Annotated in this window: 20 protein-coding genes, 1 tRNA gene and 1 pseudogene; 18 read left to right on the top strand and 4 right to left on the bottom strand. The window is 52.2% G+C overall.

Annotation, left to right across the window (positions count from 1 at the left end; translation table 11 throughout):
- The 11 genes and pseudogenes from HMPREF0574_RS06570 to HMPREF0574_RS06510 all read left to right on the top strand — a co-directional run bounded on the left by HMPREF0574_RS06570 (position 1) and on the right by HMPREF0574_RS06510 (position 12121).
- Positions 1-1173 carry a HipA domain-containing protein gene (locus HMPREF0574_RS06570; RefSeq protein ID WP_004007936.1) on the top strand — a complete coding sequence of 391 codons (1173 nt, stop codon included), beginning with the start codon at positions 1-3 and terminating at the stop codon, positions 1171-1173.
- 2 nt (positions 1174-1175) lie between these two features.
- Entirely contained in the window at positions 1176-1535 is a 360-nt protein-coding gene (locus HMPREF0574_RS06565; protein WP_004007935.1) for a hypothetical protein, read from the top strand.
- 3 nt (positions 1536-1538) lie between these two features.
- On the top strand, positions 1539-2405 hold the full coding sequence (locus HMPREF0574_RS06560; protein WP_004007934.1) for a metallophosphoesterase family protein: 867 nt from the start codon (positions 1539-1541) through the stop codon (positions 2403-2405).
- Positions 2406-2453: 48 nt separating this feature from the next.
- Positions 2454-2747 (top strand): hypothetical protein, encoded by a 294-nt coding sequence (locus HMPREF0574_RS06555; protein WP_004007933.1) that lies wholly within the window; start codon positions 2454-2456, stop codon positions 2745-2747.
- 206 nt (positions 2748-2953) lie between these two features.
- Entirely contained in the window at positions 2954-4309 is a 1356-nt protein-coding gene (locus HMPREF0574_RS06550) for a hypothetical protein (protein WP_004007932.1), read from the top strand.
- Between the two features lie 27 nt (positions 4310-4336).
- On the top strand, positions 4337-5107 hold the full coding sequence (locus tag HMPREF0574_RS06545) for a hypothetical protein (RefSeq protein WP_004007931.1): 771 nt from the start codon (positions 4337-4339) through the stop codon (positions 5105-5107).
- A gap of 587 nt (positions 5108-5694) precedes the next feature.
- A pseudogene (locus tag HMPREF0574_RS09625) lies at positions 5695-6868 on the top strand (IS3 family transposase).
- A 108-nt stretch (positions 6869-6976) separates the two neighbouring features.
- Positions 6977-7897, top strand: a complete 921-nt coding sequence (locus HMPREF0574_RS06525) for a DNA cytosine methyltransferase (RefSeq protein ID WP_201625887.1) — start codon at positions 6977-6979, stop codon at positions 7895-7897.
- Positions 7884-8777: a DNA cytosine methyltransferase gene (locus tag HMPREF0574_RS06520; RefSeq protein ID WP_036324946.1), complete on the top strand. Its 894-nt coding sequence runs from the start codon at positions 7884-7886 to the stop codon at positions 8775-8777. The genes HMPREF0574_RS06525 and HMPREF0574_RS06520 overlap by 14 nt, the downstream gene beginning before the upstream one ends.
- 11 nt (positions 8778-8788) lie before the next feature.
- The gene (locus HMPREF0574_RS09290) at positions 8789-10651 is read left to right on the top strand and encodes an AAA family ATPase (RefSeq protein ID WP_004007924.1); all 1863 of its coding nucleotides are present in this window, start codon (positions 8789-8791) and stop codon (positions 10649-10651) included.
- A 6-nt stretch (positions 10652-10657) separates the two neighbouring features.
- On the top strand, positions 10658-12121 hold the full coding sequence (locus HMPREF0574_RS06510) for an LlaJI family restriction endonuclease (protein ID WP_004007923.1): 1464 nt from the start codon (positions 10658-10660) through the stop codon (positions 12119-12121).
- A gap of 472 nt (positions 12122-12593) precedes the next feature.
- Here the strand turns inward: HMPREF0574_RS06510 and HMPREF0574_RS06505 are convergent.
- Positions 12594-12664 (bottom strand) — tRNA-Gly (locus HMPREF0574_RS06505).
- Between the two features lie 117 nt (positions 12665-12781).
- On the opposite strand from HMPREF0574_RS06505, the gene HMPREF0574_RS06500 reads away from it, so the two are divergent.
- Positions 12782-13429 carry a DUF4126 domain-containing protein gene (locus tag HMPREF0574_RS06500; protein ID WP_004007922.1) on the top strand — a complete coding sequence of 216 codons (648 nt, stop codon included), beginning with the start codon at positions 12782-12784 and terminating at the stop codon, positions 13427-13429.
- Positions 13430-13455: 26 nt separating this feature from the next.
- Here the strand turns inward: HMPREF0574_RS06500 and HMPREF0574_RS06495 are convergent, their stop codons facing one another.
- The 3 genes from HMPREF0574_RS06495 to HMPREF0574_RS06485 are packed head-to-tail and all read right to left on the bottom strand — an operon-like array spanning position 13456 to position 15561.
- Positions 13456-14109 carry an HAD family hydrolase gene (locus tag HMPREF0574_RS06495; RefSeq protein WP_036324944.1) on the bottom strand — a complete coding sequence of 218 codons (654 nt, stop codon included), beginning with the start codon at positions 14107-14109 and terminating at the stop codon, positions 13456-13458.
- A complete protein-coding gene (locus HMPREF0574_RS06490) occupies positions 14106-14747 on the bottom strand; it encodes an endonuclease III domain-containing protein (RefSeq protein WP_004007920.1) in 642 nt (213 codons plus the stop codon). Before HMPREF0574_RS06490 ends, HMPREF0574_RS06495 begins: the two co-directional genes overlap by 4 nt.
- Positions 14748-14766: 19 nt before the next feature.
- A complete protein-coding gene (locus HMPREF0574_RS06485; RefSeq protein ID WP_004007919.1) occupies positions 14767-15561 on the bottom strand; it encodes a thiamine diphosphokinase in 795 nt (264 codons plus the stop codon).
- Between the two features lie 112 nt (positions 15562-15673).
- Here HMPREF0574_RS06485 and HMPREF0574_RS06480 point away from each other — a divergent pair, with 112 nt between their 5' ends.
- The 6 genes from HMPREF0574_RS06480 (at position 15674) to HMPREF0574_RS06455 (ending at position 20436) form a co-directional block, all read left to right on the top strand.
- A complete protein-coding gene (locus HMPREF0574_RS06480) occupies positions 15674-16585 on the top strand; it encodes an ABC transporter ATP-binding protein (protein WP_004007918.1) in 912 nt (303 codons plus the stop codon).
- Between the two features lie 12 nt (positions 16586-16597).
- A complete protein-coding gene (locus HMPREF0574_RS06475) occupies positions 16598-17362 on the top strand; it encodes an ABC transporter permease (RefSeq protein ID WP_004007917.1) in 765 nt (254 codons plus the stop codon).
- Positions 17359-18573: a sensor histidine kinase gene (locus HMPREF0574_RS06470; protein ID WP_004007916.1), complete on the top strand. Its 1215-nt coding sequence runs from the start codon at positions 17359-17361 to the stop codon at positions 18571-18573. The genes HMPREF0574_RS06475 and HMPREF0574_RS06470 overlap by 4 nt, the downstream gene beginning before the upstream one ends.
- The gene (locus tag HMPREF0574_RS06465; protein ID WP_004007915.1) at positions 18570-19175 is read left to right on the top strand and encodes a response regulator transcription factor; all 606 of its coding nucleotides are present in this window, start codon (positions 18570-18572) and stop codon (positions 19173-19175) included. The genes HMPREF0574_RS06470 and HMPREF0574_RS06465 overlap by 4 nt, the downstream gene beginning before the upstream one ends.
- 81 nt (positions 19176-19256) lie before the next feature.
- On the top strand, positions 19257-20060 hold the full coding sequence (locus HMPREF0574_RS06460; RefSeq protein ID WP_036324424.1) for a class I SAM-dependent methyltransferase: 804 nt from the start codon (positions 19257-19259) through the stop codon (positions 20058-20060).
- A gap of 25 nt (positions 20061-20085) precedes the next feature.
- Positions 20086-20436, top strand: a complete 351-nt coding sequence (locus HMPREF0574_RS06455) for a cupin domain-containing protein (protein ID WP_004007913.1) — start codon at positions 20086-20088, stop codon at positions 20434-20436.
- Positions 20437-20488 lie beyond the last annotated feature (52 nt).

Here is a 20488-nt window from a genome sequence, read left to right as displayed (position 1 = left end):
ATGACTAACGTGTATTTTGGCGACTGTCAGGTCGGCTGGCTGAGCGGCCAGTTCCGGTATAAGCAGGAATGGTTGGACTGGGAGGGTGCTTTCCCTGTGTCTGCCTCGATTCCCTTGCGTAACGGCAAGATTAAGGACATTCAGGGTAGGTCCATGAATTGGTTCATGGGGCTTACCCCGGAAAACATCGAATACAAGGTTTTGGCCTTAGCGTTTCATGCCACCTTTTATGCTGATAGGGCCTTAGAGGTAATCGGTAAGGATACTGCGGGGGCGTTTTCTTTCTTCCGAAAGCAGACCCACCCGGAACTGGGGCAGAAGCCACGCATAGCCACGAAGGCTAACATTGGTGAGCATCTGCGCAGAATTCGTGACAAGATTTGTGGTCCAGATTATTTCTCGGCCTGCCTGTCGGGAAGCTTCCCGAAGACAACCTACTCCTTGGGGGCCAACGGGCGATGGTATATTCCGGCGTGGAATGTGCCCAGCACGCACATCTTCAAGCCCCCCATCAAGCGGACCCGTAACCTGGATTATGTTGAACATGTTGTCTCGCTGACGGCACGCCGTGTCGGCCTGGATGCTGTCGAAACGTCCCTGGAACAATTTGGTGGCACCCGCACGTTTGTTGCGAAACGCTACGACCGGGTGCGTGGCGCGGACGGAACGGTCGCACGTCTGCATCAAGAGGATTTGCTACAAGCCCTGGGGAAGGCCCGCTTCTTGAAGTACGACATCGCCATCCCTGAGCTGATGCAGACGATTCGTCGCCTGGACCCGGGGAGTGAGGTCGAGGCGTGGCTGCGGCTGGCGTTCTTTGCGGCGATAGGTAACACGGATGCGCACGCCAAAAATTGGGGCTTTTTGATTGACAAGGACGGACATCACTTGGCACCGGCCTACGATCTGATTTCCATGGCTGCCTACCCGGAATACGGGCCGAACCTTTCCATGTCGGTGGGTGGACAATCGGACTTTCAGGAGGTAGAGATGTCTGACTGGAGAGCTGTATCCGAGGTGACCGACGCGGACTGGAGCATGGTCAAGCAGGGGGTCGAAAAAGTCAACGACACAATAGGCGCGGCTTTTGATGCGGCACGCCTTGAGATCGGGGCGGATAACAAGCAACTGGAATTGATTACAAAGCACTTGAAAAGCAAAAGGAGGGGGTAGTGATGGAAAGAATCATAGTTACGCGGCAGGGCTGGGACAGAGAAACCGTCCAGGTTGGCGACATAGAGTTTGTGTTCGCAAAATCGGAAGGAAGAATCCAATACGGGCCCAACGGGGAACGCGCATCCAACCTTGACATACTCATTGGATGCGCCGAGTCGTATGGTCTCGACAGCGATGAGGCCCAGAAAATCGTCGAGGAAATGGTCGAGCTTGCTGGTCAGCACTTGGAGGAAGCGGCAGAGATGGCGGGAATGCGTCCTGACCAATGCTCTGGCGTGCTACATCCTGGTGTCTGGTCGGGGCATACCCTACCGACTTTCAAGACCGGCAGCATCTATGACTACGGTAAGGAGGGCTGAGCCGTGAGCAAGGCAACGAACGCAATACTGGAATACCCTGGGGACCGGCGCGTGGTCGCGACCGGGGTGAAACGCCTGGCCGTGTGCGGGGACTGGCACGCCAACGTGGGCTGGATGGAGTTCGCCCTGAACCACATCGCCACCCAAAACATCGAACTGGTGGTGCACGTGGGCGACCTGGGATTTTTCCCGAACTGGGACAATGTTCCGGATGGTTTCCTCACCCCCATGAATGATCTTCTGGCCGAAAACGGGCTGCAGATGGTTTTCATTGACGGCAACCATGATGACCACTCCGTACTCAAAAAACAAAGCCAAGACTATGAAAAACTCGACAGCCCTTTGCCCTCCTGGAACCGCATAACCTACATGCCTCGCGGCTCGCTGCTGGAGTTCCCAGAAGCAAGCCGGGATTGGCGGCGTTGGTTGATGGTCGGTGGTGCGGCTTCAATAGACCGAGATATGCGTACCCCGGGTCTGGACTGGTGGCTCGATGAGGCGTTGACGGACACGGACGTGGAACGCGCCAGCGCGTGGAAGGGCATCAATGTGCTGGTTGCGCACGATTGCCCTGCCCTCAAGCACAATCCATTCGCCACTCTGGGGAAACCCGAATGGACCAGCTTCGAGGTCATGCGTTCCCTGGCCGCGAACCGCCAAAAGCTCGGTCGCATCATGACGGCCACCCACCCGCGTCTGGTCATCCACGGCCACTACCATAAGTATTACTACCAAATGCCCGAAGTCCCCGATGAACCAACCCTGCTTGGCCTGGATTGCGACGGAGCCAAAGACCCCGCAGACAACATCGAAATCATCGACATAGTTGATGAGCCAGATGACGCAAAGGTCCCGGAAGATTGGGGATAGAGAAGCGCGTTCGTGGTATTACTATACCGGAATCGGAAGGATTATAACATGATGTCTGTTGCTGAGTATGCGTCTCTAGCGGGGATAAGCCCGCGAGCGGTACGCCTGCGGGCTGAGGTAGGAACCTTGCTGGCACAAAAGGTCGGGCGCTCTTGGGTGGTGGATGATGTGGAGCGTCAACGTTTGCGTCGGGGGATAAAGCCGTTTCGAGGACGCCCCCTGACGGCTGGGGGTTTTGAACGCCTGGCATTGTTCATCGATGATGACATGTCGGCTTTGACCCCGGAGTGGCGTCGGCGCGGCAAAATCCTGGCACTTGCCCTGCGTGAAAACTCCTACTGAGAGGAAACCCACGAGGTAGTGGTTCGAGCCAAAGAATTCAGCACTGCAGTGGGGACATTTGCTGACTAAAGAACGGCACAAGCGAAAGGGGAAGACTACGACGGTGTGATTTCCGTTCATTTGGGCATCAATACGGGCGCAGCTAGGTCGCTTAGATGAAGAGCAAATCGACGCGATTATGCACAGGAATATGGAGGTAAGCAATCATGAGCGATGAAGACAAGAATAAGACAGGACAACGAAAAACCTGTAAATCAAAGGCAGGCAAGGTCAATCTGGACAACAAGCCGGAGGTGGCCCCGCCCTTTGATTTGGATTCACAGCAGGACACGGTTTCCTTGGCTGACCTGACTACCGCCGCCAGCCAGGCGGATTACGACGCCATGTGCGCAGGAAAGAGTTTTGCCGAACTCATAGAGTTCTGTGGCGGTGACCCTAACCTGACGCAGTCGCACGGAAAACTGAAGGCATCCGACTTTGTGGCACAAACTCCACATTCGGAACCTGATGCGTTCGCCGAGTTTGTTGCCACCATGAGGGTTGACCCGTATGTTGATGGGCACATAACAGTTTCCATTGTTGCGCTCAAAGCGGGATGCATTTTGGCCAAGGTTCGGCAGGACGGCGAAGCCGTAGAGTATTGGAATCCGGACAGTCTGGCACACAACCCTGATGGCGAGGATCAATACATTGGCCCACTTGAAATGATTTGGATAAATCTGGTTGAAGCGGATGCGCATGAGCGTCGCGAGGAGGTTTGGGAGGAAGACTATAAGGCCGCACCATGGGCGAACCTGCCGTTTCCCATGCAGCAATGCGAACGGACGGAAAACGGTATCGATGATAGCTGGACGTTCAAATCAAATGTGGAGGATTTTCATAACGCGCAGGAAATTGCTGCTTTTCTGAATGACATTCCGGACTCTCAAGTGGAATTCGAGGTTTACCCCTTGCTCAATGCCCCCGCTGAAGGCGATGTGGCGCATTCTATAGCAAGGCCCTACTTCTATACCCGCGTATGCGAACACCTTGATGTCGAACCAATGCGTCTGAATCACTTTAAGCGTGTCCGGATGCGGATGGCAGGCTACGAGGGAAACGGGATTCAAGGAATTGAGCCCACGATGCCGTTCCGCACATTCCTGGCAATGCGGTTAGAAGATGGCAGCCTGGCGAGGATTTATTCCCGAATCGGTCTAAATTATCCGGAACTCAAGCATTACTTCGGTTCCGCAAATTCGGATTCAGCTGGCGTGTTTTACCTTGTAAAGCCCAAAGAAACGCAAACAGGGATGCTTATCCCCTCCAAAAAAGCCGTACTGAAGATTGAAAACAATCTTGACATCAATGAAGCGGAAATCATCGTAGAAGACATACGTTACTTCCAAGGTGAAGCGCGATTACAGCGTGCTTTCGATATGCGCTGGGGCGAATGGCGAATGCCGGACATAGATATTTCCGATGACATCGCCGAGACTGAGGCCCGAAACACCATCGACCTTCTGGATTACATGCGGGACAACCAGTCAAGTCTCGGTATGCATATTGTGGATTTCGAATAATGGGCTGCTACAGGTAAGGAGAGAACAATGACAACGGCTACGTTGAAACCGAAAATGATTGAAGAAGAGATGGATCTTATCTTCGTTGAAGATAAGATCCATGATGATGACGTCTATTTTCCGCCCATTGAAAAAATGGAGCGCAAGGGTGGCTCCAGGCGGTGTGAATGGAACTTGGTTAAGCCTTGCACCGAGGAAGCTACCATGTTCTATGACGTGACCACGACTGATTATTTTGCCGACGATATCGACGAAGCGACGCATGTTTCAAGAACCTGCCTGTGCCCACGTCACTTCGTTTACCGAATGCGCTCACTTATCGAGATTCGTATGCGACTTTGGGAAAGGCCCGGTGACCGACTGATTGACTGGGTTGACCGCTACGGATTTCTTTCCGAACCACATTCAGCAAAACCATTGAAAGAACGGCTGAAGGAAAATCCCTTGAACCTCGAAGACCATCAGACCATTGATGGTGTCGAGTGCGACGCCTATGGCTTTCCCCTGGGTGTAGCTGCCGCTTTGGAGCGCGGGACGGCGCGTCGAACACATTCGAATCTTCCGCCGAACTGGATAAGCATCATCGATGAACTTGACCGGGAACTGTCGAAAGTGGATCCAAACTACGAGCTCAAGTCCGTAGCCAACGTCAAAGGACAGCTGCGCTACCCGGCACACATTGCAGGCTGGCGCACGGAGCCGAGCCGAGGGGACAACCCAGAATTCAAGCAGAAAAATGCCGAGTTCCACCGCATTATCAAGGAATACACACGCCGTATCCGCAAGCTCCGACTCTGAACTACAGACGGGAGCCTGTTGCGCGGCACCTGGGCACGGTAAAGAATAATGCAGGCAAGGAAACATACTGCCTGTTTATCTCACCAAGAATCTCCCCTGCGACCATTAGCTACTTTTTCTCGCTCCATCGGATGATTCAACAAGGCCGGGATCAAGGTAGATGAACAGGTTTCCTGACTTGATTAGCCGGATTAGGCAATTCCTCGCATTTATGAGTTTTTCGTGGGTGAACGTAATGTTTCCGTGTTCATCAATGGTTTGCTCGTCTAGGAAGTCTTGCCATTTAACACACCAGTCATTGAATTCTGTCAGCCAGGATAGTGACGCATCCACATCCTCTACATGCAACAAATCTGTTCCCGCACGCAACAGTTTCCTACCCGCCAAGAGCCTAGGATTCATTGTCGTGTAACGTTTTACCTGGTTGTACACGTGGAAAGTACAACGCTGCCGCCCAGAACTAGTCCAACCATTACGCTTCAACGCTCCACCACAAAACGGGCATTTAAGTCTACTCATGCCCTCAAGCATGAAATACTGAAGCGTACTGGGTTTTGTTCTTATCTGTTTTTGAGAGGATTAGGGATATGCCTAAGAGGTATTCCCAGGATTTAAGGATTGTGCGGTGCGGTTGCTTTCTGATCCGTTGGCTGCTGATCGTTCGTGTTCGCAGTGGAGGGCGGTTAATGAGATCGCTGCGAAGCTGGGGGTTGCGAATGAGTCATTGCGCCGTTGGTATGAGCGGCATCTTGTGAACACGGGTGAGCGGCAGGGGATGACCCGTGAAGAACACGAGGAAGTCAAACGGCTTAAGCGTGAGGTTGCCGAGCTGCGTAGAGCGAATGAGATTTTGAAAACTGCCTCGGTTTTTTCGCAGCGGAGCTCGACCGACCGGCCCGATGATGATCGCCTATATTGACGCATATAAGGATCGTTTCGGGGTCGCGCCGATTTGCCGGACACTGGGGGCTAGCTTGGAAGGAGGGTTTATTACTCCTCATGGTTATCGTGCGGCGAAGAGCAGGCCGGCAAGTGCTAGAAGTGTGCGTGATCAGATACTTGCTAGGGAGTTGGCAACTATTCGCGCCCATAATTTCGGGGTTTACGGGATACGCAAGATGGGGCACGCTAGACGCTCCGGTTGGAAGGTTGGTCGTGACCAGGTTGCCAGGATTATGAGAATCGCTGGGATTGCCGGTGCCCGCCGGGGTCGCACACCGGTCACGACCAGGCAATCACAGGCTGTGGATTTGCGCCAGGGTCTGGTTAAGCGTAGTTTCAATGCTGGCAAACCCAATGAATTATGGGTCGCTGATATCACTTATGTGCGTACTATTTCAGGATTTGTTTATACAGCATTCGTCACTGACGTGTTCTCCAGGAAGATTGTGGGTTGGGCAACCAGATGGACTGAAAACAGAGGCATTGCCGCTGGAAGCGCTGGAGCAGGCAATCATGAACGCTAGAGAGCACCTGTCTGGCTTGGTCCACCACTCGGATCACGGATTTCAGTACACGAGTATTACCTATAACGAGAAACACGCTCACTGGGGAATCAAACCCTCCACCGGCAGTGTGGGAGGTAGCTACGATAACGCGCTAGCCGAAGCGGTCAACGGCCTATATAAGACCGAGCTCATCTATTCACAATCATGGGCTTCTTTGACCTAGGTAGAGTTCGCCACGTTGAACTGGGTCCACTGGTGGAATCACGAGCGCCTACACGAGGCACTCGGCTACAGAACCCCCCCAGCGAGATAATCACCAGCTATAATCAAACACGGGTCAACGAATTGACCCCCGTATAAGAAGCGGAACAAAACCCAGTACGCTTCATACCTAGGTTGCAAGCGGAAGGTTTTGGGCAAGTTGGCAAAGTTGCGTTGTGTGGACTTATTCTCGGGTTGTGGAGGTATGTCTCTTGGCTTTGAGATGGCAGGTTTTGACGTAGTTGCTGCCTATGAAAACTGGGCGCCTGCCCTACGAGTTTATCGCGCCAATTTTGATCATCCAGCTGTTGAACAAGACTTGTCGAATGTCGCTGAATCGGTAGAAAGTATCACCCAGTTCGAGCCAGACTTGGTTATCGGTGGACCACCATGCCAAGACTTCTCGACAGCTGGACACCAAGATGAAACCAGAGGCAGAGCAATTCTATCGGTCAAGTTCTCTGAAATTATCGCCGACATTAGACCGTCCTATTTCGTGATGGAGAACGTCGCGACAATCCGCAACACTGAGTCGTTCCGAGCAGCGCTGGCAAACTTCAAGAAGGCGGGATTTGGTTTAACCCAAACGATTCTGGACGCAGCGTATTGTGGAGTTCCGCAGAGTCGCAAGCGAATGTTTGTTGTAGGCGGGCAAAAGGAAGATGATGGATTCCTTGACGCTGAATTAGAAAGAGCCCTTTCGCCAGAACCAATGAGCATTTTCAATTATCTAGGTGATTCGCTAGGGATTGAAAACTACTTCAGGGTTCCAACGAACTACAACCGACGTGGGGTATTTAGCATCTACGAACCGTCAATGACGATTCGAGCTGTTGATCGACCGATCCCAAGTGGGTACAAAGGCCACCCAAATGACTCAGCTCCGGTCAGTGAAGTGCGTGGACTTACCCCGAAAGAGCGGAGCCTTATCCAGACTTTTCCTGAAGAATTTGAGTTTCTCGGAGGTAAGTCAGACCAGAATTCGATGATTGGAAATGCAGTCCCAGTCAACCTTGCGAAGTATGTCGCCGATGCGTTGCAAAGGCATATCGCAAGAGGGGTGGCGAATGAGAGTGATTGATCTATTCTCCGGTTGCGGAGGAATGTCACTTGGGTTTGAACAGGGTGGATATCAGGTTGTCGCTGCATTTGATAATTGGCAACCCGCGGTTGACATCTACAAGGAGAATTTCCAACATCCGATTCATAATATTGACCTAGCTACTGATGAAGCTCTAGAGATAATCGAGCAGGCGAAGCCGGATGTGATTATCGGAGGTCCGCCGTGCCAAGACTACTCGATTGCTGGTAAGCGGAAACTAGGTCAACGAGCAAACTTGACAATTCGATTTGCTGAGATTGTTGTTCGTGTGAAGCCAAAGTGGGTAGTCTTCGAGAATGTCTACAACATCGAGCGTTTCAGCACTTTGCCGGTTATGAAAGCGATGCTCTCAGACGCTGGATACGGTTTGAGCTCGAAAGTGCTTGATGCAAGTCTGTGTGGGGTTCCGCAAAAGCGCCGGCGATTTTTTCTTGTCGGTAGACTCGGAGCGCCCGATGGATTCTTGGATAAATATCTAGAATCTGGCTTGGCCAAGCAGCAAATGACTGTCCGCGACTATTTAGGTGACCGGCTTGGCACGGGTTATTACTATATGCATCCCCGTAGCTATGCGCGCCGAGGAGTCTTTAGTGTCGACGAACCAGCTGCGACCGTCAGAGGGATCAATAGGCCAATCCCGGCGAACTACAAGCCACACCATGGGGATGCCGCGCTGATTGAGAATGGCGTCCGAGCGCTGACCACCAGAGAACGTGGCTATCTACAGACTTTTCCAGACAGCTTCAACTTTGTCGGACCGAAGACTGGTGTGGAACTGGCTATTGGTAATGCCGTACCTCCTGCTCTTGCGAAATACGTAGCAGAATGTATATCAAAGATTATCGATAGAGAGAGTTGAGGGGCTAGGGCATGTCTTACTTTAATGAACTTGAAGGGGGTCTGGTCTACCCCCAGGGAGCTCCTGATTTTCGTCTGAACTACAACAATAATTCTGGGGGCGGACAAGCCTTTTTATCTGGGAAGTTTCTCGATGAGTCTGGCAACCTACAGTCGCCATCCATGTTGGATGGAAGGCTCGGTGTTTTCAGGTTCGATATCAAGAATCATGACACTTTGTCTCAGGTTTACCTTGATGACCCAGATGGTTCATATGAAATAAAATCCCGCGGTGCTGGGAATAGCAACATGAAGCTCAGCGTGAACACGAAAGATAATCCGGGTCAAGTTATCTCGGCTTTCCTGATGCTTCCATCCGCGTGTGCGATTCGTAATCCTGACAACCTCAGCACATCTGTACTTGCGCAGGGAAATTTCTGGCTCCAGACGATGGATTTGGAAGTTGACCAGGGAGCGCTCGGGACGAGCAAGGTTGCGCTAATTGTCAAGTCTGTTGTTTTCAGTGGAGGAAAGGATAAGTCAGATCGGCCGAATATTTCTCAGCGTGATTTTCAACTTGATGTAGACAAGAGGTTCAGCGATATCCTCGCCCTGTCTGAACGTCAGCAACTGCCCATTATTCTGCAATCAGAAGTTGATAAGTTCGCGGAAATTTATCGAGGAGACCGCCAGTTTGTCATCTCTGAATGTGCTGAATCCGTTCAAGTTCTAATGAGAGAGCTAACAACAGTCATGCCAACCGAATACTCTGGCACCATGGATCCCCTGCCGAGTCTTTTACATCTGGAGGATGACCTGAATCGATCCAGCAGCATCTCGGAGATTAGCGGATTAGTAGCTGATGTTGATCTGCCTCGCAACAGAATCGTATTTGGTGCTCCTGGCACTGGTAAGAGCTTTAGTTTGGAGAACGATGCGCGTATTCTTCTCGCAAATGGCGGAGAATTTGAGCGAGTAACTTTTTACCCGGACTATTCGTACGCTCATTTTGTGGGGACCTACAAGCCTGTTCCAGTTACGGACGATAATGGGCTTGAAAGAATCAGCTACCGCTACGTTCCAGGGCCGTTCATGCGTGTACTTGTCAAGGCTCTAAAGAGTATCAAAGAAGGAACTCCCTGTCCTTGCTTGTTACTTATTGAAGAGATCAATCGAGCGAACACTGCCGCTGTGTTCGGAGACATTTTTCAACTTCTAGATCGAAACATCGAAAACGCTAGCCAGTATTCGATCTCTCCATCTGAGGATATGCTCGCCTACCTTGTTCGTGAGTTAGATGCGACAGCATCAAGTCTTCAGGAAATAAGAATTCCGGACAACATGTTTATTTGGGCCTCGATGAATAGCGCCGACCAAGGCGTTTATCCCGTCGACACAGCATTCAAGAGACGCTGGACGTTCGATTACGTGGGAATTAACGACAATGATCAGGATCTTCGCAATAAGTGGGTTGAGCTCGGGACAGGCGACTCCGTACGCCACATTGAGTGGAATTCGTTAAGGAAGTCGATCAACGATTTCCTTGCGGAAAAGGGAATCAATGAGGACAAGCACCTGGGCCCATATTTCTTGGCACGAGACATTGTTGTGCCTGAAAATGGGGATGAAATAGAAAGTAGCCGATTTATTGGCGTCTTCTCTCACAAAGTCCTCATGTACCTATATGAGGATGCGGCCAAGCAAATCAGGAAGTCTGTTTTCAGTGGCTCTCGGTCTGCTGGCTTAAGGTACTCCGACCTAGTCAGAGAATTTAACGAAGTCGGAATCGAGATCTTTAATCCGCAGATCGTGTCAGCCGTTTCTGCGAGAGTAGCAGCAGAACCACTCGTGAATCTTGAAGACGATGGTGAAACACCTACAGAACTAGCACAGTAGCCTCTAATGAAGTCCATACTGGTTCAGGAACAGGTCCGATACACTTTCACAGATTTGCAGGTCATCTTTCAATCTGACGAGCCCTCGACCGCAACCTTGATCAGACGCTTGCGTGAAGTTGACGTAATTAAAGTGGTTCGGCAATCGAGCTTCCAGCGTGACCTATCGGTGCTAAACGAGGATGATGTAGTCATTGCTGAGATCACCAATGCAGATAGTGGATTCTATTACTTATTCAAGTATGTCGGGCTCGTTTCCATTTCAGAATGGGTTGTGATTGTATACCCGAAGTACTTCCTTAAGACTGGATACAGCCATGTAAAAATGCACCAAGTGATGCGAGTAATCGAAAAATATGGATCAGATGGTCAACCACTTCGCATATTTGATCCAGACTCTCAAACATGGTCACTCAATCTTGTACCCGTCATGTTGTTTATCCTTAGGGACTACTTCGAGTTTGGTCTCTATGCCACTCGCTCCGACGTTGTGGAGATTAATGGTCACGGGCAGATTCTGTGGGATAAAACTATTGCGGGATCATATGCGTTACTTGTAGAAGATCAACCCATATACTTCGAGTTGCAAACTGCTAAGAGCGTTGAAGATACAACAGACTTTTTTAGGAGACTTCATGCTTGCGTCGTGACTGCGGTTACCGAACAGCTTGAAGCGGCGGGACTTCTCCAGATTTTCGAACTAACACCTGCCCGAATTTCGGACGAGTCTTTGTCAGACATGGGTGATTTGGAGTATGTACAGTATCGCCTCCAACGTGAATTAAGCAACGAGTTTAACACGAGAAAGCAACTGGTTCTCAAAGCAATCTATGCATTTGTCTCTGGTCGGACCGACTCCTTCAGTGACGGCACTCTTAATCTTTTCGGCACCTCATCGTTCAACCTGGTCTGGCAGGAAGTTTGTTCTCAAGTTCTCGGCAACCAGATGAAAACACCCTTACACCAACTCGGTCTCTTGGCAGAGGGGATCGTTCACGCGCCGAGTAATCCGACCTTGCTTACAGTTATCGAGCGTCCTGAGTGGCACTCGGTGGGCAAAGACGGTGAGTTCTCTATTGCTGCACCAGGTACGCTTGAACCCGATATTCTTCGTGTCGAACACGATGATGAGGGCATAGTTTTTTATGTCTTGGATGCTAAGTACTTTGTTCCGACCGTTACCAAGGAATCGATATCAGGGCAGCCAGGTGTTGCTGATGTGACGAAGCAGTACCTATATGAGCTCGCATATCGAGAACTGCTTAGGAATCAGAAGGAACCGTTCAGGGTTGTCAATAGTTTTCTTATGCCCTCAGACGGAGATTTCGTTCAGGCTGATGGGTATGTCACGTTTGGAATGTTGTCTAGGCTCGGTCTATCTCCGATTGCCGTTAGACTTGTTCCAGCGGAGCGATTCTACGAGTGTTATCTGGGCGATCAAGAGATGTCACTTGTTGACTTAGAGCTCTAATTGATGGTCGCTCATATTGCCGGTTTTCGTTGAATGTTGCTTACGCAAACTATGTCAGTCGCAGTGCTTAACCTTTTCGCGCGAGCCTATACTTTTTCGCGCCTGCCATTGAGTAGCGAGCATATCGCCACCAAGAGAGGAACTGTGGTGCATGAAAAGGGTATTCAAGCTCGCGCTGGAGGAGTTCTCAAACGCCACAATCCCTTGTTATCAAGCCAAAATGCTTGCCCTAGAAGCAAAAATCCACGCTCATTCTTTGTATCAAATTGAACGTGGAAATGGAGCAGGCAACAGAGGATTGTTAAGGCGTTCCGGCTAAAACGGCACATCGGTGCCGTTTTTTAACGCCTCCACCGTTTTACTCAGCGGCTCATTCTCGCTACGCTCGATGCCGCTGAGCGAACTTGTTCGATTCCCGTCGCAGTCCGCTAAATGTTGAAGATGCCGAGCAAAAGCTCGGCATCTTCAACAGAGCGGGCGACGGGAATCGAACCCGCCTTTACAGCTTGGGAAGCTGTCGTTCTACCGATGAACTACGCCCGCAGTTCAAACTACAACAGTATGCCACATTCTAGCACCAACAGCCAGATGCTCTGTTTTCCCGTTATTCCAGAGAGACAAAAATCAGCATCTCACAAGGAATAACGCTAAAGTCTACTTATGCTTGCTACGCTCACAGGGCTGGGACTCTCAGCTGCCGCAGGATTTAACGCCTACATCCCTTTCCTCATCGTTGCCCTAGTCGCGCGTTTCACCGGCTTCGTCACCCTACCCGCCGAACTCGCGTGGATTGCCTCCCCTTGGGCTATCGCCATCGCAGCCATCCTGTGCTTCGCGGATTTTTTCATCGACAAAGTACCCGCACTGGACAGCATCAATGATGCTATTAGCACCGTGATTCGCCCCGCCACCGGCGGATTGATATTCACCGCCGCAACTGCCGCTAAGAACTTTGAAGAACACTCCTCCCTGATGGCGCATAATCCCTGGATAGGCATAGTCCTGGGAGTGGTCGTAGCACTGACAGTTCACGGTGGCAAAACAATCAGCCGTCCCGTTCTGAACACCGCTACCGGCGGTCTTGCCGCCCCCGTAGCTTCTGGCGCGGAAGAAGGATTTTCCCTGGCAATGTCCCTGACGGCTATCTTCATCCCCATCCTGGTGATCTTTTTCTTGATAATCATCGCCATCGGACTCATATTTATCACCCATCGGACCCGAAAATTCCTCGCCAAACGCCGCCAGAGGAAGGGTAACATCACAAATCAGCCCACCGGAACGTTACCGGAAATTCCCCGGCAATTGTAACAATCGTTCCAATATCTGACACCATCCTAGGAACGCATAAAATCGGGAATCTCCCCTGGATATTCCTCCCAGTACGCCTCCGCCTCGCGCGCCAGAACATCCGACTCGCCCAGGCTGGCATCGTCAGCAATTCCCACCGTGTGAAACCCAGCCGCATTCGCCACCCGGACCGCATAAACCGCATCTTCAAACACCCAAGCATCCTCCGGCACGCTGCCCATCGCCTCCGCCGCCTGCAAAAACATAGTCGGCTCGCGCTTATGCATCCCAGTCTCCGAGGAGGCAAAATACTGGGCAAACATCTCCTCAATCCCCAGACGCCGAAAAGCCGGGCGAATCAGACCCTCAGAACCGGAACTGACCACCGTCATCGGCACCCCCGCTTCGGACAGCACCTCCAAGAAACCTCTGGCACCGGGCTTGAGCTGCACGTCCTCGAGATAGCCGGTATAGACCGCATCTTTGATACCATTCACGACTTCGTTGACCGTTAAGTCCAAACCGAAGCGTTGGCGCACCAGGCGAGCCGACTCGGGCAAAGTCATCTCGAAAAATTGCGCCCCCAAACCTTTTTCGACCTCTATCCCCAAGGTCATCAAGTATTTTCCGGCTGCCTCTCGCCACAGCGGCATCGTGTCGAGCAGCGTCCCGTCACAATCGAAAATCGCGCCTTTAATCATGTCCTCAGGATACCTTCCCAACTTCCCTCCCGGCGCGCGTCCTTTCCGGCCTGTACCACTAAACCGTGGAATATCGCCAGTTCCGCCACCGTAAATCCCTCCACTCGCCATGCCGCATCACAGACCTGCTTCGCTTGACGATAGGTCCGAAACTCGCCCAAACCAGCTGCCGCTAGCAACCGGCGCGCATAGGTATCGAAAATAAAAACCGGGCGGTCATAGGCATAAAGCAGGATGTCGTCGGCAGTTTCCTCACCCACTCCCGGAACTCGCAAAAGGGAGTTGCGCAGCGTTGGGGTGTCAATCTCACCAGCCCGGGCATCAGTTTTTATGTACCATTCGGTCAAGTTTTTCAGGTATTGTGCTTTCGCGCGCATGAATCCGCTGGGTCGAATGAGTGTCTCCAGTTCGCTCGATTTCGCTCCCACCAGCCGCATCGGGTTAAGCAGTCCCTGCTTCCGCAGGTTCTCTAGGGACTTTTCCACGCTGGTCCAGGTCGTGTTTTGGGTCAGCACACTACCCACCAGGATCTCAAACTTCGTTTCTGCCGGCCACCACTTTCCCGCATCTCTCACATTGCGTTGCAAAATCTCGAATAGCTCGCGAAAACCTGAAACCTGCCCTACCGCGCTTGTCATGAAGAGCCACCCGGACGGACTATTGACCCGAAATCTGCAAGTCTCGTGACGAGACCATCAGCAGTCTGCCGCTGGTGAAAGAAACGGTGGCGCACTGTGCGGTGATTTCGTTGGAAACCCCGCGTGTTGAGCCGCGAACCAGGGTAAAGTCCTCGACCAGGTAGCGTGTCCCCGCCAGGGTGAGCCCCTGCACATCACCGTCGAAAGGAATTAAACCGAAATAGCGGTAGTCGTTGCGGGGTACCGTATGGGTTCCCGGACCCACCAAGGACACCATGTTGTAGCCATCTATCCAGCGTAGTCGGGCGGAAGTGTGAGCGTATTTCGCCAAGATACCAAGGTTCCCCAAAGTATGATCCAAGCGCCCCCCCAAGCCGCCAATGACATCAATGTGCCGGTAACCTCGAGAATACGCCAAATCGACTGCCGCTTCAGAATCTGTAACTTCTTTGGCTACGGGGAGTACTATCACTTCCACGCCATCGCCGGGAACCGCATCACTAGGGGTGATGACGGGCACTGCCGCCAAGGTTTCGGGAGAGCGGGTGCGTCCGTCCGCGAACTCAGTCTGACCTGCCGGACGCGGCGAAGAATCGAAGTCGCCGATATAGACGTCGGGATTAATCCCCAAAGTTCGCGCCACATCCTGACCCGAATCGCCACAAATTACCAGCTCATAGGTCGAAAAATCCCAGCTATCAGCGCACAGCGCACGCAGACCTTGCACCCCTCCGACCACCACCAGGCAGCGTGAACCAACCGACACAGCGCCATTTTTTGCCGAATCGTCCAGATACTCGCACATCTTGGTCATGGAGTCATTCTAATCTGGCTCCCACAAAGCCCGGAAAACATGACAGATGTCATCTAATTTTTGTGATTGCGCACACTACCGGCTCAAACGCTGGGGCGCGAGACTTAAATACATGAACACAACTACTACAGCTGCCCTGCAGCTCACTCATCTGCATAAGCACTTCGGGAAAGTCCACGCGGTGGACGGCATCGAACTTAATGTACCGACTGGTACAGTTATGGCTCTGCTGGGACCGAACGGGGCGGGAAAAACCACCACTCTGGATATGGTTCTGGGGCTCAGTGCACCGACCTCCGGGGAAGTGCAGGTTCTGGGCGAAAGCCCAAAAACTGCGATTTCCCGCGGTCAAATTGCCTCCGTCCTGCAAACGGGGGGCCTGCTCAAAGACATGTATGTCTCCGAAGTCGTCCGCTGGATTGCCGCAGCTTACGGTCACGATGTTGACACCCCGGAAAATCGGGAGCGAGTGATAAGCGCGGCAAACCTGGAACCAATCCGCAAACGTAAGATTGGGAAATGCTCCGGCGGGGAACAGCAGCGGATTAAATTCGCGCTAGCTCTGTTGCCAAACCCGGATTTATTGATACTCGACGAACCGACTGCGGGGATGGACGCCAACGCGCGCCACGACTTTTGGGAAGTGATGCACGGTCAGGCACAAAACGGCAAGACCATCATCTTTGCCACCCACTACCTGCAGGAGGCCGCGGATTATGCTGATCGCATCGTGGTGATGAATCACGGAAAAATTATTGCGGATGCCAGCCCGGCAGAAATTACTGCCCAGCGAACGCGCAACGTGTCCTTCCAGGTTGATTCCTCGCACCTCGACGCGCTCACCGCTCAGATACAGCAACATTGGCCCCAAGAATCTGTCGAAATCAAAGACCACAGAATGTACCTCTCGGTACAGAAATCGGATGATTTCGCGCGTTTCATCCTCTCTCAACCAGGCGTGAGCCATTTGGAAATCGTACCTCCCTCCATGGAGGACACTTTCTTTACCCTGACCAGCAACTAAGGAAATCTCATCATGAACACGAAAATATTTGCTCTGGATTTAAAGCGAATTCTGCGCTCACCCGAAGTACCCATGTTTGTCATTGGCCTTCCGGTGGTGATTTACCTGATTTTTGGGGTTGCCGCGACCTACGCCAAGGAAATGGTCGCCGACACGACTGTCAATTGGGCCTGGGTCATTATGGTCAATATCGCCGCCTACGGAGCCATTCTCTCCACCGCCAGCTTTGCCGCTGGCACCTCCGTGGAAAAGATTCAAGGTTGGGGACGCCAAATCGCACTGACTCCCCTGAGTAACGGGAGGTACCTGGGTACCAAAATCGCCCTGGGAGCGCTGCTGGCGGCTTTGCCCGTGGCGGTCATCTTCCTGCTGGGTGGTCTGACTCAAGCCAAAGCGGAGCCCTCTGCCTGGATTATCTCTGTCTTGGTGATTCTGGGCGGATCACTCACTTTCACCCTCTACGGTCTGGCTTTCGGACTGTTGCTGCATTCCGATACAGCCGTCTCTATCGCCTCGGGACTGACCACCCTGTTTGCTTTCATAGCGAATTTTTTCATGCCCCTGGGCGGATGGCTGCTGGATTTCGCGAAATTCATGCCGGGCTACGGTTACGGAATTCTCGCCAGATATGCCGGCACTAACGGAAATCAGATTACTATGGACGGAAAGCCGTACACCGAAAACCTAGGAATTGGCATCGTGAACTTTGTAGTGTGGATCTTGATTTTTGCTCTTCTGGCACTGTGGGGCTATCAACGTTCACGGAGGCACGCATGAACCCGGAATCTTCCCCTGCCCTCGCCACAGAAGATCGCAGTCTCACCAGTTCGCCTTCGAACTCCTACATTTTCACGAGCACCTTCATGAGTCTCGTATGGCTGGGGTTCCTGTACTTTCCGATTAGTCGAGCCCTGACCTTACCCCTGGGACCGAAGATAATTTCCCTGGTATTAACCGCCATATTCGCGCTGGCTTACGTGGCTGCTTTTTCACTCTCGTGGCGCAAACCAATCATGGGAGAGCGTAACTTCCGCTACTTCGACGGTCGGCACCGCCTACGCAAGAGCGACGCCATAGTCTTTGTGGTACTTGTGCTGATTACATTGCTACAGGTGGCAGTGTTAGGACCGCTGAAATCCTTAACTTTCCTGCCGTTTATCGCTGCTGCCGCACCTTTCACCCTGCCCCAGGCGGCTGGCTACATTGCCGGAGCCTTGACGGTTTTAGCCTCCTTCCTCATCCCCCGTTTTGTACCGAATGGTCAAGAATATTTTGGTCTCTCCATCTCCACCTCAGCGGTGTTTATGTTCGTGGCGGGAATAGCTTTCTTTATCGGTTCCGGTATCGAGAGCCAGCGCCAAGCCAGAACACAAGCGATTTTGGAAGAACGCGAACGCGTTGCCAGGGATGTACACGATGTCCTGGGTCACACCCTTACGGTCATTGCTCTCAAGTCGGAACTGGCCGGAAAACTGCTGGAACGTGATTCCGGGCGTGCCCAGGCGGAACTGCACGAGATTACAAACCTGGCGCGGGAATCAATCGAAGAGGTTAGGCAGACTGTGGCGGGGCTCAAAGTACAGAGTTTGTTCGAAGAAATCGCCGCCGCGTCTCAGGCATTGGAGAGTGCCGGTATTGACTTGCAGCGGGAGGGCACCGCCTGGTCAAATCTCGATTCCATCCCCGCTGTGAACCAAGCGATTTTTGCCTGGGTGATTAGGGAGGCGACTACTAATATCATTCGTCACGCGGCGGCTCGTCAAGTCACTATCGAGATGAACCGGAGCAGTCTGACTATCACCGATAATGGGGTGGGCATCTCCCCCGATGCTACCGGACATGGTCTGGAGGGGCTCAAGGCTCGTGTGGAACAGGTCGGCGGGACTCTCAGTATAGTTGGGAAACGTGAGGTCACGAGTGCCGCAAGTGCCGAGAGCGAGCGGCAAAACATCCCGGAGACCGGCACCGTAGTGGAGGTAAAGTTGTGATTAGCGTGGTATTGGCTGATGATCAAGCGCTGGTGCGCGGAGCAATTGCGGCACTGCTGGAACTCGAAGGCGACATTGAGGTAGTCGCCCAGGCCAGCAATGGTCGCGAGCTCCTCGATGCCGTCCAAACCCACCACCCCCAGGTTGCTGTGGTGGACATCGAAATGCCCGACCTTGACGGAATCGCTGCCACCCAAGCCATCACCGAGACTGCTGCCGACACTAAAACGCTGATTTTGACGACTTTTGGGCGTCCCGGCTACTTGAAACGCGCCTTGAACGCCGGCGCCAAAGGCTTTATGGTCAAGGAAACTCCTGCCGAAGAACTCGCCGCCGCGGTACGAACTATCGCCGCCGGCGGTACCGCTGTGGACCAAAAATTGGCCACCGAATCCCTTTTCGAGGGCGATAACCCGCTGACAGAACGCGAGATTGAAGTCCTGAAAATCGCCGAAAAAGGCTTGAAAGTCCAAGAAATCGCAACCCAGGTGTATCTCTCACCCGGCACGGTACGCAACTACCTCTCTAGTGCGATCAGCAAAACCCACGCGGACACCTCGGCAGGCGCAGCCCGAAAAGCCCGTGAACTCGGATGGCTCTAAACACACCGCTTGTGCGTCCAAGCACCCAAACTACTTAGAATAGGTAAGGCTTGCCTAAGCCTATTCTGATAGACTGGGAACATGAATGATGACTGTAATCTTCCGCAAAGTACCCGCGCAACTAAAGTCGCACCCGGATATTGGGTACTAGCGCGTGCTGGAAAACGGGTGCTGCGTCCCGGAGGACTCAAACTTACCAACCGGATGCTCCAAGCAGCTGATATACCAGGAAAGAGAGTTGTAGAGTTTGCACCCGGATTAGGCAAAACTGCCAAAATTATTATTGACGCGCCCGTCGAGTCCTATACAGGGGTAGATAAAGACCCGGACGCAGCCCAGCGGGTGCAGAACATCGTTGCGGACAGCGGCGGCAGAGTGGTGCAAGCAGACGCCCAGGACACCGGTTTAGAGTCACAATCAGCTCAGGTAGTGGTGGGTGAGGCGATGCTCACCATGCAAAGCGAGAAAAACAAAGAAAAAATTGTTTCAGAAGCATACCGGATACTAGAACCAGGTGGATGCTACGCGATTCACGAACTCGGGTTAACTCCTAACGATATAGACATGCAGCTAGCTGATGAGTTGCGCAAGCGTCTCGCCCAAGTTATTCGCGCGAACGCTCGTCCCCTCACCGAAAATGAATGGCGCAAGGTACTGGAAAATGCTGGTTTTATTATTGAATGGGTCGGTTTTGAACCCATGGCTTCGCTGTCACCACGGCGTAACCTAGCTGATGAAGGTCTCAAGGGAGTGTTGCGGATACTCGGTAATGTTCTACGCGATCGAGAGTTACGGGCGAGGATTTTAGAAATGCGCGCCACGTTTAAGCACTACCGTAAGAATCTGACCGGAATAGCTATAACAGCGCGTAAACCCAGTAAATAGAGATAAATGTCAGAGGAGATTCAACATGGATTCAAAAGAAGAATCAGTTACTACTGGTCTAGGGTATATAGATAATCTTGCGGAACAAATTGAGTACTCCCCGAACTCTACCGTTTCTAAAACCCTGATGCGTGCAGAAGGGGTCAATGTTGTGCTATTTTCCTTCGACAGCGGCGAAGAACTATCAGAGCACACCGCTGCTATGCCGGTGATCGTGCAAACCCTGGAAGGGGAAATTGAAATCACCGCCGACGGCAAAACTGTGAAACTGCTTCCCGGCGGAATGGTGCATTTTTCTACCCGCTTACCACACGCTGTTAAAGCCTTGACTCCCGCAAAAATGGTTCTCTATATGCTTAGCGAGCAGGGTAAATAGCACCCTTTAGGTTCCCAACGACACTAACTAGACACGAAATCACGGAATTACA

The sequence above is a fragment of the Mobiluncus curtisii subsp. curtisii ATCC 35241 genome (genome assembly GCF_000146285.1).
GTDB lineage: Bacteria > Actinomycetota > Actinomycetes > Actinomycetales > Actinomycetaceae > Mobiluncus > Mobiluncus curtisii.
Note: the sequence above shows the minus strand (reverse complement) of the source record. Positions and strands in the feature narration are given on the sequence as shown.

Excerpts from the sequence above, each read along its gene's own strand:
- HMPREF0574_RS06570 (WP_004007936.1), top strand. The coding sequence starts at position 1 with ATGACTAACGTGTATTTTGGCGACTGTCAGGTCGGCTGGCTGAGCGGC.
- HMPREF0574_RS06565 (WP_004007935.1), top strand. The coding sequence starts at position 1,176 with ATGGAAAGAATCATAGTTACGCGGCAGGGCTGGGACAGAGAAACCGTC.
- HMPREF0574_RS06555 (WP_004007933.1), top strand. The coding sequence starts at position 2,454 with ATGATGTCTGTTGCTGAGTATGCGTCTCTAGCGGGGATAAGCCCGCGA.
- HMPREF0574_RS06550 (WP_004007932.1), top strand. The coding sequence starts at position 2,954 with ATGAGCGATGAAGACAAGAATAAGACAGGACAACGAAAAACCTGTAAA.
- HMPREF0574_RS06545 (WP_004007931.1), top strand. The coding sequence starts at position 4,337 with ATGACAACGGCTACGTTGAAACCGAAAATGATTGAAGAAGAGATGGAT.
- HMPREF0574_RS06520 (WP_036324946.1), top strand. The coding sequence starts at position 7,884 with ATGAGAGTGATTGATCTATTCTCCGGTTGCGGAGGAATGTCACTTGGG.
- HMPREF0574_RS09290 (WP_004007924.1), top strand. The coding sequence starts at position 8,789 with ATGTCTTACTTTAATGAACTTGAAGGGGGTCTGGTCTACCCCCAGGGA.
- HMPREF0574_RS06510 (WP_004007923.1), top strand. The coding sequence starts at position 10,658 with ATGAAGTCCATACTGGTTCAGGAACAGGTCCGATACACTTTCACAGAT.
- HMPREF0574_RS06500 (WP_004007922.1), top strand. The coding sequence starts at position 12,782 with ATGCTTGCTACGCTCACAGGGCTGGGACTCTCAGCTGCCGCAGGATTT.
- HMPREF0574_RS06495 (WP_036324944.1), bottom strand. The coding sequence starts at position 14,109 with ATGATTAAAGGCGCGATTTTCGATTGTGACGGGACGCTGCTCGACACG.
- HMPREF0574_RS06490 (WP_004007920.1), bottom strand. The coding sequence starts at position 14,747 with ATGACAAGCGCGGTAGGGCAGGTTTCAGGTTTTCGCGAGCTATTCGAG.
- HMPREF0574_RS06485 (WP_004007919.1), bottom strand. The coding sequence starts at position 15,561 with ATGACCAAGATGTGCGAGTATCTGGACGATTCGGCAAAAAATGGCGCT.
- HMPREF0574_RS06480 (WP_004007918.1), top strand. The coding sequence starts at position 15,674 with ATGAACACAACTACTACAGCTGCCCTGCAGCTCACTCATCTGCATAAG.
- HMPREF0574_RS06475 (WP_004007917.1), top strand. The coding sequence starts at position 16,598 with ATGAACACGAAAATATTTGCTCTGGATTTAAAGCGAATTCTGCGCTCA.
- HMPREF0574_RS06470 (WP_004007916.1), top strand. The coding sequence starts at position 17,359 with ATGAACCCGGAATCTTCCCCTGCCCTCGCCACAGAAGATCGCAGTCTC.
- HMPREF0574_RS06460 (WP_036324424.1), top strand. The coding sequence starts at position 19,257 with ATGAATGATGACTGTAATCTTCCGCAAAGTACCCGCGCAACTAAAGTC.
- HMPREF0574_RS06455 (WP_004007913.1), top strand. The coding sequence starts at position 20,086 with ATGGATTCAAAAGAAGAATCAGTTACTACTGGTCTAGGGTATATAGAT.